The organism is Pontibacter populi (assembly GCF_019336435.1).
GTDB classification, from domain to species: Bacteria; Bacteroidota; Bacteroidia; order Cytophagales; family Hymenobacteraceae; genus Pontibacter; species Pontibacter humidus.
Map to the genome: position 1 here is coordinate 501,386 of NZ_JAHWXQ010000001.1, position 18,186 is coordinate 519,571.

Annotated in this window: 16 protein-coding genes and 1 tRNA gene; 11 read left to right on the forward strand and 6 right to left on the reverse strand. The window is 46.3% G+C overall.

The window, feature by feature from the left end:
- Positions 1-486: 486 nt before the first annotated feature.
- From dnaK to KYK27_RS02050, 5 genes are all read left to right on the forward strand, one after another.
- Positions 487-2,427 carry a molecular chaperone DnaK gene (gene dnaK, locus KYK27_RS02030; RefSeq protein ID WP_199108395.1) on the forward strand — a complete coding sequence of 647 codons (1,941 nt, stop codon included), beginning with the start codon at positions 487-489 and terminating at the stop codon, positions 2,425-2,427.
- A gap of 104 nt (positions 2,428-2,531) precedes the next feature.
- A complete protein-coding gene (locus KYK27_RS02035) occupies positions 2,532-3,221 on the forward strand; it encodes an outer membrane beta-barrel protein (RefSeq protein ID WP_199108396.1) in 690 nt (229 codons plus the stop codon).
- A 184-nt stretch (positions 3,222-3,405) separates the two neighbouring features.
- On the forward strand, positions 3,406-4,650 hold the full coding sequence (locus tag KYK27_RS02040; protein WP_199108397.1) for a porin family protein: 1,245 nt from the start codon (positions 3,406-3,408) through the stop codon (positions 4,648-4,650).
- 113 nt (positions 4,651-4,763) lie between these two features.
- Positions 4,764-5,258, forward strand: coding sequence for a methylated-DNA--[protein]-cysteine S-methyltransferase (locus KYK27_RS02045; protein ID WP_199108398.1), 495 nt, complete (start codon positions 4,764-4,766; stop codon positions 5,256-5,258).
- 93 nt (positions 5,259-5,351) lie between these two features.
- Entirely contained in the window at positions 5,352-5,798 is a 447-nt protein-coding gene (locus tag KYK27_RS02050; RefSeq protein WP_199108399.1) for an RDD family protein, read from the forward strand.
- A 70-nt stretch (positions 5,799-5,868) separates the two neighbouring features.
- Here the strand turns inward: KYK27_RS02050 and KYK27_RS02055 are convergent, their stop codons facing one another.
- From KYK27_RS02055 to KYK27_RS02080, 6 genes are all read right to left on the reverse strand, one after another.
- Positions 5,869-6,435: a SixA phosphatase family protein gene (locus KYK27_RS02055; RefSeq protein WP_199108400.1), complete on the reverse strand. Its 567-nt coding sequence runs from the start codon at positions 6,433-6,435 to the stop codon at positions 5,869-5,871.
- Between the two features lie 25 nt (positions 6,436-6,460).
- On the reverse strand, positions 6,461-9,331 hold the full coding sequence (locus KYK27_RS02060; protein WP_199108401.1) for a tetratricopeptide repeat protein: 2,871 nt from the start codon (positions 9,329-9,331) through the stop codon (positions 6,461-6,463).
- 5 nt (positions 9,332-9,336) lie between these two features.
- Positions 9,337-9,849: a hypothetical protein gene (locus tag KYK27_RS02065; protein ID WP_199108402.1), complete on the reverse strand. Its 513-nt coding sequence runs from the start codon at positions 9,847-9,849 to the stop codon at positions 9,337-9,339.
- Positions 9,850-9,943: 94 nt separating this feature from the next.
- Positions 9,944-10,639, reverse strand: coding sequence for a phosphatase PAP2 family protein (locus KYK27_RS02070; protein WP_199108403.1), 696 nt, complete (start codon positions 10,637-10,639; stop codon positions 9,944-9,946).
- A 125-nt stretch (positions 10,640-10,764) separates the two neighbouring features.
- Positions 10,765-10,846: transfer RNA gene (locus KYK27_RS02075), tRNA-Leu, on the reverse strand.
- A 107-nt stretch (positions 10,847-10,953) separates the two neighbouring features.
- Positions 10,954-11,673 carry a phosphatase PAP2 family protein gene (locus tag KYK27_RS02080; RefSeq protein WP_199108404.1) on the reverse strand — a complete coding sequence of 240 codons (720 nt, stop codon included), beginning with the start codon at positions 11,671-11,673 and terminating at the stop codon, positions 10,954-10,956.
- 41 nt (positions 11,674-11,714) lie between these two features.
- Between KYK27_RS02080 and thpR the strand changes: the two genes are divergently transcribed.
- The 6 genes from thpR to KYK27_RS02110 all read left to right on the forward strand — a co-directional run bounded on the left by thpR (position 11,715) and on the right by KYK27_RS02110 (position 18,170).
- Positions 11,715-12,329: an RNA 2',3'-cyclic phosphodiesterase gene (gene thpR, locus KYK27_RS02085; RefSeq protein ID WP_233150209.1), complete on the forward strand. Its 615-nt coding sequence runs from the start codon at positions 11,715-11,717 to the stop codon at positions 12,327-12,329.
- A gap of 30 nt (positions 12,330-12,359) precedes the next feature.
- Positions 12,360-12,851: a CinA family protein gene (locus tag KYK27_RS02090; RefSeq protein ID WP_199108405.1), complete on the forward strand. Its 492-nt coding sequence runs from the start codon at positions 12,360-12,362 to the stop codon at positions 12,849-12,851.
- 21 nt (positions 12,852-12,872) lie between these two features.
- Entirely contained in the window at positions 12,873-13,514 is a 642-nt protein-coding gene (locus KYK27_RS02095) for a class I SAM-dependent methyltransferase (RefSeq protein ID WP_199108406.1), read from the forward strand.
- A gap of 975 nt (positions 13,515-14,489) precedes the next feature.
- Positions 14,490-16,319 carry a M61 family metallopeptidase gene (locus KYK27_RS02100; protein ID WP_199108407.1) on the forward strand — a complete coding sequence of 610 codons (1,830 nt, stop codon included), beginning with the start codon at positions 14,490-14,492 and terminating at the stop codon, positions 16,317-16,319.
- A gap of 129 nt (positions 16,320-16,448) precedes the next feature.
- Positions 16,449-17,030 (forward strand): hypothetical protein, encoded by a 582-nt coding sequence (locus tag KYK27_RS02105; RefSeq protein ID WP_199108408.1) that lies wholly within the window; start codon positions 16,449-16,451, stop codon positions 17,028-17,030.
- A gap of 123 nt (positions 17,031-17,153) precedes the next feature.
- Positions 17,154-18,170, forward strand: coding sequence for an MBL fold metallo-hydrolase (locus tag KYK27_RS02110; protein WP_199108409.1), 1,017 nt, complete (start codon positions 17,154-17,156; stop codon positions 18,168-18,170).
- Positions 18,171-18,186 lie beyond the last annotated feature (16 nt).

Here is an 18,186-nt window from a genome sequence, read left to right on the forward strand (position 1 = left end):
CATAAGAAATCTGTTATCGAGTAAAAAATAATTTAACAGCGCATGCAACCCTTTTGTACAAACATGTACTCTTGCTATTAGATACCCTTGTTGTAGAAGCCTGTCATTACAGTTTACTTCCGGTGTAAACTTTCTGACATTCAGGTATTTTACACAAATGTGTTTTAGGTGTTAAAGTGAACATTAGCTCCCGTTACTTCCCGTAGCGGGGGCTTTTGCTTTATAAGCAGCCGTCATCCCTACCATCCTCAACCATAAATTTCTGTTTAGATTCCTTTTAAATCCGTAGCTAACTATAGGTCATAGGTAAATCTGTCGCAGGTTAGTTGGCAGCTTCGGTTTAAGTCAGACAAAACCGTAACTATAGTTTTACTTCGTGACAGAATGACATAAAAAACAACCCTAAAAACGGTTGGCATATTGGTTGATAGAATGCTACCAACAGTAAAGAAATTTTTTGATAGGAAACTATAATAAAACTATAGAATGGGAAAAATAATAGGTATTGACTTGGGTACTACCAACTCGTGCGTTGCCGTAATGGAAGGTAACGAGCCGGTAGTTATACCAAACAGCGAAGGCCGCAGAACAACTCCGTCTATCGTTGCATTTCTGGACGGTGGTAATGGCGAGCGTAAAGTAGGTGACCCTGCCAAGCGCCAGGCAATCACTAACCCACAAAACACGATCGCTTCGATCAAGCGTTTTATGGGCCATAGCTACAACGAAGTTAGCGAAGAATCTAAGCAGGTATCTTACAAAGTAATTCAGGGCAGCAACAACACTATCCGTGTGGAGATCGGCGACCGCCAGTACACACCACAGGAAATCTCTGCCATGGTACTTCAGAAAATGAAGGCTACTGCTGAAGATTACCTGGGCACAACTGTAACAGAAGCAGTTATTACGGTACCAGCTTACTTTAACGATGCACAGCGCCAGGCTACGAAAGAAGCCGGTCAGATTGCTGGCCTTGAAGTAAAGCGTATCATTAACGAGCCAACAGCAGCAGCGCTTGCTTATGGTCTTGACAAAAAACACAAAGATCAGAAGATCGCGGTATTCGACTTAGGTGGCGGTACATTCGATATTTCGATCCTGGAGCTGGGTGATGGCGTGTTTGAAGTACTTTCTACGAACGGTGATACACACCTTGGTGGTGATGACTTTGACCAGAAGATCATTAACTGGCTGGCAGAAGAATTTAAGAACGACGAAGGCATTGACCTGCGCAAGGACCCAATGGCGCTTCAGCGTTTAAAAGAAGCCGCTGAGAAAGCAAAAGTGGAGCTTTCATCTTCTAACGAAACTGAGATCAACCTGCCATACATTATGCCTGTTGACGGTGTTCCAAAGCACTTGGTTCGTAAGTTAACACGCTCTAAGTTCGAGCAGCTGACTGACGACCTGATCCGCAGATCGATGGAGCCTTGCCGTAAGGCGCTTCAGGATGCAGGCTTATCTACTTCTGATATTGATGAAGTGATCCTGGTGGGTGGTTCTACGCGTATCCCTAAGGTTCAGGAAGAAGTTGAGAAGTTCTTCGGCAAGAAGCCATCTAAAGGTGTAAACCCGGATGAAGTTGTAGCAATTGGTGCTGCTATTCAGGGTGGTGTACTGACTGGTGAAGTAAAAGATGTACTTCTGCTTGACGTAACGCCGCTTTCACTGGGTATCGAAACGATGGGTGGTGTAATGACCAAGCTGATCGAATCGAACACAACTATACCAACCAAGAAATCGGAAACATTCTCAACAGCATCTGATAACCAGCCGTCTGTAGAGATTCACGTACTGCAAGGTGAGCGCCCAATGGCCCGCGACAACCGCACCATCGGCAGATTCCACCTGGATGGTATTCCACCAGCACCTCGTGGTGTTCCGCAAATCGAAGTAATATTTGATATTGATGCCAACGGTATCCTGCATGTAACGGCTAAGGATAAAGCAACTGGTAAAGAGCAGAAGATCCGTATTGAGGCATCGTCTGGTCTGAGCGAGCAGGAAATTGAGCGCATGCGCCAGGAAGCAGAAGCCAACGCCGAATCTGATAAGAAAGCGAAGGAAGAGATCGAGAAGCTGAATGCTGCTGACTCTATGATCTTCCAGACTGAGAAGCAGCTGAAAGAGTTTGGCGATAAGTTATCGGAAGGTAACAAGTCTAACATCGAAGGGGCACTTGGCCAGTTGAAAACAGCACACGGTGCTAAGGACATAGCCGGAATTGATACTGCTCTGGAAGCATTGAACAATGCCTGGAGTGCAGCTTCGCAGGAAATGTACGCAGCCGGTGGTGCCGGACAAGAAGGCGCTGCAGGTGCAACCGGTGGTAATGGCCAGGCTGGCGGTCCGCAAGGGCAGGCAGCTAACGATGGCGGTGTAACCGATGTTGATTACGAAGAAGTAGACGGTAATACCAACAAGTAAAACCCGAATACGCAACTATAGAAAAGCCCCGCTGAAACCAGCGGGGCTTTTTGTTTTTATCTATGATTTATATTATATAGCGCTTCCATAATATAAATCAACCTATGAAACGACTTATACTCTTAGCCGGCAGCCTGCTGGCAATGTTCCAGGTAGCTGCCCAGGAACTTCCGAAGTCCTTTTTTGTATCAGCTGGTATTGGTGGTTCCATCCAGCAAAATGACCAGGGTGGTAGCACAAAATCATTCCAGATCTCTCCCTCTGTAAACTACCTTTTGAATGAGCGTTGGTCCCTGGGCTTGTTTCTGGAACATAACAGGCAGACAACAGAAACAAAGATGACCTCATTACCTGGTTCAGGTGGATATTACGGAGGTTCACGTACATATGAGATCAAAAACCGCTCCTGGACGGCAGGTCCTCAGGTACGCTATTACCAACCTATCGTCTCTAAGCTTTTTATTTTTGGTGAAACGCAGGCTGGTTTCAGAGCTGAATCAGTGGAGATAAAAGAGAGTTCTACTATATATTATTACGGTGGTCTGAACGGACCTGTAATAGGTTCTGAAAAATTGAACGCTGAAAGCGAAGCAACTTCTGTACAGGTGAATGTATCACCCGGGCTGGTTTACTTCATAAAGCCTAGATTCGGAATCGAGTTAAAAGCAAATATGCTGAACTATAACCATGGTTTGAAAAACAGCATGACACCTGACGAAGACACAGAATCAAAAAATTTCAATGCTGAGCTCAGTCTTTCGAAAGCAAAATTCGGAGCAAGCTTTTACTTTTAGATCAATCAACTATAAACAAAAAAGCTCCACTGAAATCAGTGGGGCTTTTTTGTTTTATGCAAGTATTTATAGTATCTAGCACCATTAAAGTCCAACTATATTTTTAATTCCTAATAGTAGAGCCCCATTTCAAGTAAACTCCCCATGTATTTCAATCCAACTTTATAAATCTTTTAGCCTCATTATGAAACAACTTTACATTACCATTTTAGTAGCTTTAATAAGCAGCGCAGCATTTGCTCAGCAGGATTTCAGGCAGGGTTATATTGTGCAAAACGGCGACACTCTTACCGGATTTGTAGATTACCGTGGTGCACAACGTAACACACATCAAATCTCTTTTAAAAGCAACGATGCTGCCCAGGCACAGAGCTTTTTACCCAACCAGGTGCAGGGTTATGGTTTCCAGAAGGAGCATAAATATTATGAATCTAAACTGGTACCTGCTTTTGACACCCTGAGCACAGAACAAACCTTATTTGCACAACTGTTGGTGAAAGGTAAAGCTAACCTGTATTACCTGCGCGACCCGTTGCAGAAAGACCGCTTTTACATTTCTAAAGATTCAGAACCGCTGCGAGAGCTTAAGGTTGAAGAGTTTAAACAGAAAAATACCCAGGAAGGCCGCAAACTAGGCCATACCTACATGATGCGCCGCGAACTATACAAGCCAGTACTTATGCAAACGTTCCTGGATTGTAGTTCTATAACCGAAGACGATATAAATAAAGTAGTTATCGGCCTTAATTCGCTGTCGGCTATAGTTAAGCAATACAACGAGTGTATTGGCCAGGAAGAATACAGCAAAGTGCCGAAGAAAATACGCATTGGCCTTGGCCCTGTTGCCGGTATCAGCAGCTCAACACTTTCTTATAAGATAGAAGACTCCGATCTGAATTTTAACAACACCTCTGTAAAGCCTGTTGCAGGTATCTTTTTTAACTTTTCGATGCCTACCATCAGCGAGAAGCTATCATTACAGCTAGAGATGTTGTATGCCCCTAACTATTTTGAAGCAAGTGTAGGTGATGACCCAAGTGTACCAGGCAACTCAACCAGCGAGATATGGATTGATGTAACGCATCTTAAAGTACCGGTGCTGGCGCGTTATACTTACCCAAGAGGCACTTTCAGACCTTACTTTAATATTGGCCCGGTTATAAACCTGGTAGCATCGCAGAAAAATGAAATTACCACAACCTCTACCTTCGGTGGGGCAACACGCACAAAAAAAGAGCCTTTTCTGGGAGAAGACGACTTCCTGACATTATCCGGAGGCATGACAGCTGGTCTGGGCATCTCATACTCATTCCTCGGCAAGCCACTTAACCTGGAGGCACGCTACGAGATGAACGACGGTGTGTCACGATTCTCAAGTCATGATACGAGCATCAAAAGCTTAATGCTGGTATTATCTTACAAACTATAGTTTGATACTACTGCCACAAAAATCCCCTGCTGAAACACAGCAGGGGATTTTTGCTTTTAAATATTATAGTTTCAGCTACTTGCGGCAAACCTGTCAAATCCGTACTTTTAAAAATGCTTGCTACATTTTACACCTGCAGTTATCAAACGCCTATTGGCTATCTGAACCTGGCCGCTACCGATTCGCACCTGGTATCGTGCCTTTTTTCGGATATAGCCTACCCTACCTCGCCGGAGCAACCTGCCGTGTTGCAGCAAACTATAACCCAGCTCAACGAATATTTTACAGGTACCCGCAGGCAGTTCGATATACCAATGCAGCCGGAAGGCACTGAGTTTCAGCAGAAGGTCTGGGCTAACCTCTCTTCGATCCCTTTCGGAAAAACAGTATCGTACATGGCAGTGGCAAGAGCAGTGTCTGGCGAGAAGGCGATAAGGGCAGTGGGCGCTGCTAATGGTAAAAATCCGATCTGCCTTATAGTTCCGTGCCACCGCGTTATAGGCAGCGACGGCAGCCTGACTGGGTACGCCGGCGGCTTGTGGCGCAAAGAATGGCTTTTAAAACACGAAGGCATCCTTAAACCAACAAAGCAACTCACCCTTTTCTAAACTATAACTCTCTATAACACAACCTGTTTTAGTTTTTATAGTATATCAAAACCGTAAACGCGGCTAAATGATAAACTATGACGAAAATATACTATGCAGGCTATATATCTTAAATCAGGAGAAAAAGTAGTTCCGGCTTCAATAAGAATGCGCGCCATCGCGCTGGTAATTGATGCTGTGCTAATAGTTACCATAGCAGCCATTGCTGATTACTATACTATCAGCAGCAACGAAGCGACATTTATCTGGAAACCTGAAACACTGATCTACATAGTGCTGGGCTGGTTATATTTTGCAGGCGCCGAAACAAGCCATGTACAGGCTACGCTGGGCAAATACCTGCTTGGCTTAAAGGTAGTAGATAAGCACAATGGCCGCCTTACGTTAAAAAATGCTACTATCCGTTACTTTGCCAAGCCCCTTTCTATCATGATCATGCTAATGCGCTTTGTGCGGGGCCTGCCCGTTGCAAAACACCGTTACTTCCATAACCGGGTAACCGATTCGCATGTGGTAAAACAGGCTCGACACTATACGTAACATACTTTTAAACTATAAAAAAGCCCGCTTAGTAAAATAAGCGGGCTTTTCATTTTACTGCAACTATAGTTTAGTTGGTTGCAGCGCCATAGGTATCGGTTTCTACGGTTGCAGTACCATCGGCTTGTATGGTTACTTTAAAGATGTGGTCGTACTTGCTGTCTGCTACTTCGGCAAATGGCTTTTTGGCCCCAAAGGCCTCCACTATAGGCAAAATGGTATTGGAGTGACCAACCACAACTATAGTTTTACCGGCATTATTGGTGAGTACCTGTTTCTTAAGCCCTTCAAAATCGTGCGCCTCGTAAGTATTGACAGGTAGCTTCCGGGTATCTGCCAATGGTTTTATGGTCAGGGTATTGCGCCTGTATTTGGTGCTATACAAGGCATCAACAGGCTTTCCATTTAAATAAGTTACCAGGGCTTTTGCACGGGCCTCCCCTTCCGGAGTAAGCACAGGGTCTTCAGCTTTAGGGTCCGTAGCAACTTTTTCGGCATGACGCACCACGTAAATAGTTGTTACGGCTTTGTCTTTGTCGCCGCTGGCAGCAGCCACTGAGTCTGTAGACTGGTTGCACGACCAGGCAAGGCCAATTAACAAGGCGAGTGCAAACCTGAAGTAGAAATGTAGTTTCATATAGTTTAAGTGGTTTATAGTTTGGTTAGATCTCTGAAATACGTGTGCCAGCCATTACTTTATCAGCCTGTTTATTTCTTCCCCGTTCTCTTAAAAGCTTTGCTAATAATACGCGGGCCTCGAGCTGGTAAGGGTTTTCTGCCAATGCAGCTTTGTACGATTTCTCTGCTTTATGTGCCTGGTCCAACGACTCCCAGAGTATCCCTACTGCTGTTAAACGTTCTCCCATATCAGCCGGCGATTCCGGGCGTGGTTGCTGGCGCAGTAACATGGTTGCTTTCTCTACGTCGCCAAGCTGTGCCATTAACGAGACCAGTTTATAGTTATCGCTGCGTAGTTTAACCCTACCGGAAAGCAATGGTTCTGCTGTAACTATAGCCGAATCTTTCTGGCCCAACATAAGTTGGTATGCTGCCATGCGCACAGTGAATGGCGGACGGGGTGTGCTGCTTGCCGCTAATATACGCTGGGCTTCCTCTAAGGTAGCATATGCTTTTTTATAGTTGCCTTGGGCGGCCAGTACATCGGCATATTGTTGGCGCAGTTCATAGTTCTGCGGCTTTAACGAGACTAGTCTTGCCAGTTCTGCTTCGCTTTCAGGAGCCTTGTCGGTAGTGCCTTTCAGCCAGTGGGCGTAAGCAAGAGCTTCATCGCGGCGGTCGCGCAGGTAGGTTGATACCGTCGGGGCTGATTTCACATAACTTTCTGCTAAGATCATCGCTTCGGGAACCCTGCTGTAAGAAGCATATAGTCTGGCGAAGGCCATCGTATTGGCAGCTCTTGTCATCAGGTCGTCTTCCAGTTCCAGTGCTTTGCGGTATAGATCAGCCTGTTGTTTCAGGGCATCGGTAGTTTCCAGTTTGTTGTTGCGGCGCATAGCTTCCAGCAATTCGGCACGGGCTGCATACACAGGCGCATAATTGGGGTTTATCTTTTCAGCTTTCGAGAGCCATTTTTCGGCATCATTAAACCTGCTCTGTTCCTGTTTTACGCGGGCATAAGCCATTAAAGCTGGCTGGTAATTTTCATCCCAGGTCAGGGCGGTATCTAACAAAGCTGTTGCCTGCTCGTAATTTTTGCCTGCCAAAGCCCGCTCCGACAAATTTAGGTATACTTCAGCCCAGTTGCTGGCCATGGCCTGTTTGTCGCCTGCCAGGTAAGCCTGCTGCCGTTTTACCAGACCATCCAGAAAACTATACAGTTCCGGGTCTTTGGCCTTCAGGTCGGCGGTGGTGTTAATGGATTTGTGGTTAAGCGGATGCACTTTTACAGGCTCGAAATAAGCCGGATAGGTTTGCGCCAGGTACTCGTGTTCGTTGTTGGCCGAATAATAATCGAGTGTGCGATTTTCTTTCATGGCGTTCTGGTACAGGCGGCGCACTTCGCGATTTTCTGCATCGGTAAACACCCTGCCATGAAACTGATGTACATACTCGTGCAATACTACATTGCGCTCCAGGTACGAGCCCCGCACCACATACTCGATGGCAGCTGCGCCACTTCCTACGCCTCTGATGTCCATCCACTGACGGTTATCGAATGTGGTTGCCTGCCTAAAGAAAGGCGAGTTCATGGCGATAGCTAAATCAATGTGCAGCGGCGGAATTACAAACTTTTCATTTTGCCTGCTCAGGAACGGAAAGTAAACAATGCTTTCGTATAGTTGCGACCACACCATTTTCTGCACTTCATCGCCGGGGTAGTACGTCACATCCGGAAACACGCGTGCAAAATTTACGGGGTCTTTTATAATTGTCTGTTGGATAACCTGCTGCAGCGAATCGTAGTTGTGCAGGTAAGGCAGTTGCTTTTGTTTGATGACCGCGGCCAGGGCATTATGCGCCGGGCCGTAATGCTTTTTGCGCTTTAAGATATTCTGAAAGATCGTTTGGGCAGAATCAAGGCGCTGCGTGCGGTCCATATCGAAAGCCATGTAATATACGGAGCCACGCAGCATGGCCGGCAACACCGATTGCGGATATTCCTTCTGTACATTAGCAGCATGAGCCAGCGCTTCCTGTAGTTTGTTCTGCGCTATCAGTTTTTCGGCAGGTTGTAGTGTCTGTCTAACTTTGTCGTCTTCAGGTTGCGCGTAGTCGGCGTAGGTAAGGTTGGTATGGCCGTTGCCCCAGTGCCAGTGCGTTACATAGTGCAGCGGGTTCAGCTCCAATGCCAATTCCCATTGTGCCGCCATGTCATTCAGCTGCGTGGCATCTACACGTCGCCAGATGGCATAACCATAGTTGAAGCGGGCATCGGGGTTAAACGGGTTAAGCGTAAGGCTGGTGATAAGCGGTTTTTCGGCAAGCTCCGGCTTCTGATTCCAGAAATGCACATCCGATTCCAGCAAATACGCATCGGCATTTTTCGGATTTAGTCGTTGTACCTGTTTAGCTTTCTCCAGAGCCTGCTCATACTTTTTCTGCAGCATCAAAATGCGACCTATTTGTAACGCTGCTGCTTCGTGTTTCGGGGTTTTTGCTAGGATCTTGTTGGCCGTGGCTTTTGCTTTTTCCAGTTCCCAGGCTTGTACCTGTAGTTTGCTTTGTAGCAGTAGTGCTTCCGGAGATGTGGGCTGTAGTTTCAGTGCCTGCGTTACCAGCTTTTCGGCCTGCTCAAACTCGTTGTTAACTATAGCCAGCTTTGCTTTGGCAACTGTAGTTTGCACTGTTGGTTTTGCCGTGGCTATAGTTTGTTCTGCTTCCTGCCATAATCCCAGTTCCAGTAACTTCTCAGCTTTTTCGGCTGGTGCTATAGTTGCCGACTTCGCCTTTAGCCGCTCCTGCTGCAGCTTCTCCCGGACAGCCTTTATATCATCGGGGTGCTGGGCCAGCGCTGGTAAGGCAAGGGTAAGAATAGCTATAAAGAGAAATATGGATTTATAGTTTGTCAACATAAATGCTATTTTAAGCTTATAATCTTCGTTTGCCCAACCCTTACAGTATCTTCTATATCAATCATCCCAATCTCAGCACGCACTTTCCATGTAGTTGAGCTTAACTTTTTCCCGAACACCTGGCCTTGCGTAATAGGCAAAGGTTTATTTGCGTCTTCCTCAAAACAAAAACAGCTTTTCTCATAAAGTCCGCTATAGTTCTTAAAGTCAGTACCTACAATGTTGAACTCCGTTTTGGCAGTATCTACTTCAAAAATCACAATATCACTCTCTCCACTATCAGTGGCAATACTATCGCCACTTGAGTAAGTTAGTGTAAATATGGAATTATTACCATGCTCAATTTCATAGTTATAATATCTTAAAGTACTATCATTATTAACTTGAGGAGTTATCTTCAGTTGTGAATCAGGTCTGACTTGTAAACTATAAAACTGATAAGTGTGATCTATAGCTACTTTCTCATTGCAGGATATGAGCAACAGAAGCCAGACAACAATTAGTAAGCTTTTTTGCATTCGTGATTATCTTTTCAAAAACTGTTTCCTTACAACTAAACTACACACTTCTGCTGGCTAATAAAACTTTATATCGGATAAATAACATATACCCCTACACCTGCTTACGCTCCACTTTCCTGAAGTAGATTTTCTCGAGTTTGCGCATGAGGTAGATAGAGATAAGCAGCCAGCGAATTCCGGCTGAGTAGCCTGCCAGTACATCCGTAGCGTAATGCACGTTTAGGTACACGCGACTATAGCCAATTAGCAGAAGTAGCAACGTTAAAATTATAGTTATCAGCCACCGCCAGATGGGATTCGGTACTGTTCGCCATACAATGTAGATTAGCAAACCATAAAACGAACCGCCGATCATGGCGTGGCCGCTTGGGAAACTGAGCCCGGATTGTTCAAGTATCGCCGTTTCGGGGCGGGGACGCTCAAATACACGCTTCAACGCCTGGTTCAGCATAGTGCTGGTAAACGAAATAACCAATACTTTAAGCGCAAACCACTGTAACTGCCGGAACCAGGCAAAAATCAGAACTATAAGCACCGGCACCACCATCAGGTAATCAGCAGAAGCAAAAAAAGAAATGAAACGCATGATGCGTGTTGTTTCGGTGGAAGAGTGGCTGGCAGCAAACCGGAACATGGCTTCGTCAAATGCAGTACTTTTATCAACAAATACTAGTTCAGCCATATACACAAACAGCAGCACACAACCAAAGAAAACAGCCCAGACCAACACCGCCTCTACCGAGAGCAACGCCAGTGCGCTTAAAAACCGTTTTAGCCTGCGCTTCATGCCTATTGCTTACGCACTTACAACACCGGACGGTACAACTATAGTTAGCCCCGAAACTATAAACTATAAAAAAAGCGAAAGCCGGTCCTTTGTAAGAACCGGCTTTCGCTCTGATAGAGATAATGTGCGCACGGGGAGACTCGAACTCCCACACCCGAAGGCACAGGCTTCTGAGACCTGCACGTCTACCAATTTCGCCACGTGCGCATTGGTCACTATCAAATAAACATCCCCAAAACCCTTTAACCCTCGTTCATTGGGATTGCAAAGGTACGACAGAATTTAATTAATGCAATATGCCAATAAAAAAATATTTATTCTTTTGTCACAGGCTCATCAATCAAAACTGGCGTTATCTCTTTACGTGAATAGCGCTCCAATCGTCTAAGAATATAAATGCCGATAAAAACCCACATAAAACCGGCAGCAAACCCTGCCAGTACATCAGTAGCGTAATGCACCCGCAGATAAATACGGCTAAAACCGATCAGAATAACAAAGGCAGATAACAGTGCCACAAGGGTGTATTTCAGGGCTGGCTGCTTTACGTTTTGCCACACCAGGTATATCAGCAACCCGTAAAACGATGCCGCCACCATGGTATGTCCGCTCGGAAAACTAAGTCCGTGCGCTTCCACCATCGGTACAATGGGCCTTGGCCTGTCGAAAAAGTATTTCAGCACCACATTAAGCGTGATACTGCCCAGCGCTACTACCGGCACTTTTAACGAATACCACCTGTGCCGTTTTATAAACACAAAGTACGCAACCAGCAACAGCGCTGCAGGGGTCAAAAACTGCCTTGACGCAAAAAAGGTAATCACTTTTATAAAATTATCGAGGCCCGGCGAAGCTATAGTTGCGGCAAAGTCGAACGCGGCGTCATCCATGCCCAACTCATCCCCCTGCAATACCTGGCTGCTTATGTAAAAGAAAACCACTACACACGCAATAAACAATAGCCAGACAAAAATCAGCTCTACTGTAAACAAGGCTACGCCGGCGGCAACTTTTTTATAGAAACTCTTTATCATGCGTTATACATTCGTTTTTCGGGATGCTATGGTTGCGTAGCATGCGTATACCTTTACGTAAGATCAATAATCAATGCTATAGTTTACTTATGGATGCTACGATCAGGTTATTTATTGCGGCCTCGCTGACTGATGAATTAGGGCCTTACCTTAAAGAGCAGCTCAGGCCTTTACTTGATGATACCTTACGGCCAATACCCCTGCAGAACATGCACCTGACCTTGTTTTTTATAGGCAATATACCTGCCACAGAGATTGATACGATCAGGTATAAAGTAAAAGAGATAGCGCATCAGTGCGAGCCTTTTACTTTGCAGCTTGCCGCCGTAGAGCAGGGCCCGAAACCAACTTCACCACGCCTGATCTGGGCACGGTTTAATGAACACCCGGAGTTTGCAAAACTAAGTAAAAAACTGTCGGGGGCGCTGGCCCCTGAGGAGCCCAACAAACTGAAGCCAACGCCCCATATTACGCTTGCCCGCTACCGTAAAAACATTGCCAGGCCCGAAGCAAAACCTCCCGTACTTCCGGAAAAGGACATAACCCTGCCCGTATATGCAATTGGTGTCTGGAAATCTGAACTGGCATCGCCGCACCCCATCTATAGTATACTGGAGAGTTACCTGCTGGGCCAAAACCAAACTAACCCCAGATAAGTAAGTATAGCACTGAAAATAGATGAAGCTATGACCCAAAACGAACTTACCGAACTGGTAACTTACCTTAAAGATAAAAACCTGACTGTTGCTTTTGCTGAAAGCTGTACCGCCGGCCTGCTCGCCTCTGAATTTGTAAAGGCCAAAGGCAGCAGTGATGTGCTTAGAGGCAGCCTGGTAGTGTATCAGCCAGAAGTTAAAATAAAGCTATTGGATGTTCGCAAAGAGACTCTGGAGATGTACACCGCCGAGAGCCAGCAGGTAACCAATGAAATGGTAATGGGGCTGAAGAAACTGTTGAATGCCGAAATCAACGTAGCTGTTACCGGACTGGCTGGCGGCGGCGGCTCCGAAACAGATGAAAAGCCTGTAGGTACCGTGTTTGTTTCTTTTTTATATGATGGCAAAGCCGAAGAGTTTCGGGAAGTGTTCGATGGCAATACGCAGTCAATCCGCAAAAAAACAGTAGATTACATTTTCGAAAAGCTGAAAGGTGTGCTGGAACAGCATTATGATCGCTAACCTATTTTACACTTTGACAAATTGCCATTAAACCCGGATAGCGGCTTCGACCGCGTAGCATCTTTTTACGACCCATTGGCTAAGCTGGTATTTGGTTCTTCGCTACAGAATGCACAACGCTGTTTACTCCCTTTTATTCCGAGTGGTGCAACTATACTTATCATCGGGGGCGGCAGCGGCTGGCTCTTGCAACAGGTTTTAGAACACACTTCCCCAGAACGTATAGTTTACCTGGAAGCATCTGAAAAAATGCTGCAGCTGGCACAGCAGCAAATTCCCGCTCCCACTATAGTTGAGTTTCGCCACGGCACTGACTCAGACCTGCACCCACACGAGCGGTTTGACATTATCATTACACCTTTCCTGCTTGATCTTTTCCCGGATGAGCGGCTCTCCCGGTTAATGCAAAGGCTTTATAGCGTTTTAAATCCGGGTGGTTTATGGTTATTTGCGGATTTCTGGCCAGTACAGCAAAAACCACTACTCTGGCAAAAACTGCTGGCTAAAAGCATGTATCTTTTCTTTGGATTACTAAGCGATGTGCAAGGCAGGAAACTACCTGATTACAGCAGGCATTTTGATGAGTTAAAACTAAATGAGCAGCAATGCGCAGGGTTCTATAATGGTTTTGTGCAGAGTAGGGTTTATAGGAAGTGTATTTAGTCTTCCCCTTATTTACCTCACCCAGCCCTCTCCTGTTGAAGAGAGCCCCAAGCCTAAAATAGGATAGAATTTTGTCTGAATCAGGATTTGCAGGATTTTAGGATTGACAGGGTTGGGCTTTTATAGTTAGCTATTTTGCTGGCGGGGGTTTGTAACCCGTGTCTACTTATGGTGTTGAGTTTGTAACTCAACTGGCCCGGCAGGGGCAAGCATAATAGTAGCGATGGCTATCGGTTTATAGTTCCAACGTCCAACTAGCCCTAACCTCTCCTTACCTAAGGTGGTGAGCTTTTTGCAGCCGTTGCTGCAGTTAATGCTCTTTGTTTTATAGTTGACGTATTAACCCACCCCTACCCCTCCCGAGAGGGGAATTTCGGCTATAGTTACTGTTAAGTTGTAGTTCTATAGTTGGCGTCTTAACACCCCTATAGTCCCCTCAAGGGGACAATTCTGCCTTTACCACTTTCTAAACTATATTTCTATAGTTACACACCACGAGCAGGACAGGTTTACCTGTCCCCTCGAAACTATAGCCAAGATAAAGCAAAGCAACTATAGCCTTTTAAACAGCATAACTATAGCTATCGAACTGATCTCAGTCTTTGGGTGGAGCGCCTTTGCTTTGTTGCGGTGCCACCAGGCAGCCCGAGGCACGAGGGAAGCAAGAAAGCAGCCGCGCGATACCCGAAGACGGGGCCTCCCGGCCGTAAGGGCACCAAAGCTAACTATAATACTATAGGCATGTAGAGCTCCTAGGATAGGAAGTAGTTTGAAAGGCAGGCTTAGTTCGGATAGTAGAAAATCAAACTATAGCACTCAGATTTCTCTCTGCGTTCGAAATGACAAGAAAGGAAACTATAAGACATATAAGATCCTTTAGTTGGCGGTCGGGATGACCAAAACCCAAAACTACAGCCACCATTTGTGTAGCTACATCCTTCTCCTTATCTTTCAATCAACTAAACACAACACCACATGCTCCCTAAAATCTATAGTTTACTCTTAACCTTACTCCTGACAATACCGCTGATCGCACAGCAAAAAGTTACTTACAACCTGTCGTTCCCGAATGCGGTGCACCATGAGGCGGAGATCAGTGTTACTTTTGCTGGTATCTCATCTGACACGCTGGAAGTATTGATGCCCCGCAGTTCGCCGGGCCGTTATGCGTTGCACGAGTTTGCCAAGAATGTTTACAGTGTAAAAGCTACCGATAGCCAGGGTCAAGCGCTTAAGATCTGGAAAACCACACCGCATCAGTGGAATGTTACCGGCCATAAGGGTGCTGCAACTATAACCTATACGTTGTTCGGAGACCATGCTGATGGAACCTACACAGGCATAGACGAAACGCACGCGCACCTGAACATGCCGGCCACGTTAATGCATGCCATAGCGTTTGATAAAGCACCGGCACAGGTTACCTTCAACATACCCCAAAACAGCAACTGGAAAGTAGCCACCCAACTGAAACACGAACAGGGCAACACTTATTCTGCACCGAACTTTCAGTATCTGATGGATAGCCCGACCGAGCTAAGCAACTATGATCTTGCCGAATGGACCATACAGGAAAATGGAAAAACGAAGACGATACAGGTTACCCTGCACCACACCGGCACCAAAGAACAGTTTAACGAATACGTTCAGAAAACGCAGAAAATTGTAGCCGAGCAACGTGCCGTGTTTGGCGAGTTACCTGATTTTGATTTCGGGCGCTATACGTTTATTGGCTGCTATATGCCGCAAACAAACGGCGATGGCATGGAGCACCGCAACTCAACTATAGTTACCAGTTCGCAGCCGCTTGCCAAAGCCATGACAGGCCAACTGAACACCGTTTCGCATGAGTTTTTCCATGCCTGGAATGTAGAACGCATCCGCCCGAAAAGTCTGGAGCCATTTAATTTCCAGGAAGCGAATATGAGCGAGGCCCTTTGGCTGGCCGAAGGTTTTACCAGTTACTACGGTGACCTGACCATGCCACGAAGCGGTATAATCAGTATAAAAGACTTTGCAGACGGACTTACCGGAGACCTGAACTATGTGCTGCTGTCGCCGGGCCGCCAGTACCATAGTTTGGTTGAGATGAGCAAACAGGCTCCTTTTGTAGATGCCGCCCGCTCCGTTGATGCTGTAAACCGCCACAATACTTTTATTTCTTACTATACCTACGGCAGCATGCTCGGGCTAAGCCTGGACATGACACTGCGCCAGAGCTATAGCAAAACGCTGGACGATTACATGCAGGCGCTGTGGCGAAAGTATGGACGTCCGGAGAAACCGTATATCTTAACAGATCTGCAGGAAACGCTGGCTGAAGTAAGCGGCGACAAAGCATGGGCAGCAAAAGTATTCAGTAACTATGTAAACGGGAGCGAGCTTCCTGACTTTGCCCCCCTGCTGGCTCAGGCGGGGCTGGAGTTTCGCAAAGCAAAACCGGGCGTGGCTACTTTGGGCATCAACGGAATGGAATTCACTAAAAATGGAGCTGTTATCAGCTATGGTACCGCGGTTACGTCTCCGGCATACAAAGCAGGTTTAGACAGAGCCGATATAATTGTAAGCCTCGACAACAGGAAGATCAGCAGCGAAAAAGATCTGAAGAAAGTAATGGACAAGCATAAACCCGGAGACACCATACCAGTTACTTACACCAGCCGTGGCACCACGCATAACGCAACTATAACGCTGGGCGAAGCTCCTGCTCTTGAAGTGGCGTTATACGAGAACATCGGCAAAGAACTTACACCAGCTATGCAGCAATTCAGAAACAAGTGGCTGGGCTCACAGGTTAAACAGTAAGGCCGAACTATAGTTACCGGAATTTAAAAGGTAAACTATAACATCCGCCTGTTGTTACCGTTAGCATAAGTACTTGTTTTTAACAGGTGTAAGCTCTACCTTAGTACCTATAATCTGAAGATATACTACGTGAAAATAGCAGTTAAAATAGTAATGGTTTGCCTGATGTGCTTTGCCGGAAATGCAATGGCACAGGCACCTGTAAAAGCAACTACAGATGCCGCCCCTGCAGTGCCGCGACTGAGCTACAACATGAGTTTAGGCGCCAGCTACAACAGCCATTTCGGGGCCAGTACTTTTGTGCAGCCAACCGCCCGCTACCAGGTGACAGACCGTTTCAGAGGATTTGCCAGCTTCACCTATGTAAGCTCGATGCCACGCAACTATGCTTTTACCACTGAGGAAGGAACTGTAGTTCGTCGTTCGCAGGGCAACAGCCAGTACATAGTAAGTGTAGGTGGCGATTACCTGGTAAACGACAGACTGATTCTGAGCGGAAATGTTTGGAAGGATCTGTCGAATATGCCGAAGGAACTGGGTGCGTATAACAACTATAACTATATGGGCCGTCAGGGTGCCGATTTCAGTGCTACTTACAAGATAAGCGATAAGTTTTCGGTTTCGGGTGCAATTCGCTATACTGATGGTGCCTCGCCATACTATAATCCATACTATAACTCTGGTTTCGGTAACAGCCCGTTCGGATATTAACAGAAGATTTTATACTTTTAAAAACGCTTTCCCGGCAACAGGAGAGCGTTTTTTTATTTTCATTCCCTTAACCCAAACAGTGCAATTATAGTTATAGTATACCATCATCAAACGCTTACAGACTTGCAGAACAAGGAACCTAAAGTAAGGCACATCAATAACCCGAAGCTGGAAACTATAAAACCCGGCTACAAAGGCAACAAGATCATACACAACCAGTTTGCAAACGGAGAGGAACTATACAATCCCGATTTCAGCAACGTGATCCGCTGGAAACTCTCCGGAAACCCACAGAAAACAGAAAAGAAAACCGATACCTATACGCCACCTGTAGTTGCAGGCTGCGATTTTATACATGCTGCCGAAGATATGATCGTGTGGCTCGGGCATGCTACCTTTTTTATACGGGTACAGGGCACTACTTTTCTCATCGACCCGATTTTGTATGACCTGCCGATGATCAAACGCCGGGTTGGCCTGCCTTGCGCACCTGAAGAGCTGAAGAATATTGATTACGTGCTGCTCTCCCATGCCCACCGCGACCACCTGGATATAAAATCGCTGCGGACTGTTTGCCGCAACAACCCTAACTTAAAAGTGCTGGCCCCGCTACATGCCGGTAGCCTTATCCGGAGTGCGAGCAAACACCTGCCTTACCAGGAAGCCGGCTGGTACCAGCGCTACGACATCGTCCCTGACCATCTTGAAATTTATTTTGTACCGGCATCGCACTGGCACCGTCGCGGCCTGTTTGATATGAACACGGTACTTTGGGGCGGATTTATCATCAAAACAAAAGAACAGACTATATACTTTGCCGGCGACACCGGTTTTAACGGCCACTTCGAGGAGATACAGGAAACCTTTGGCCCGCTGGATATTTGTATCATGCCTGTGGGCGCATATAAACCTACGTTTATGATGCAGAAAAGCCACCTGAACCCGAACGAGGCAGTGCGAGCTTACAATATTCTGCGTGGCGGCACTTTTATACCCATGCATTATGGCACTTTTGACTTATCAGATGAGCCGGCAAGTGAGCCAGTGCGGTTGCTGGAGCAAATTGCTGCGGCCGGCCTTATGCGCGGCTTAAAAATACCTGCTATAGGCGAACCACTGCTGCTCCGCGACCTTGCCTAGGCGGTAGCTAAAATAG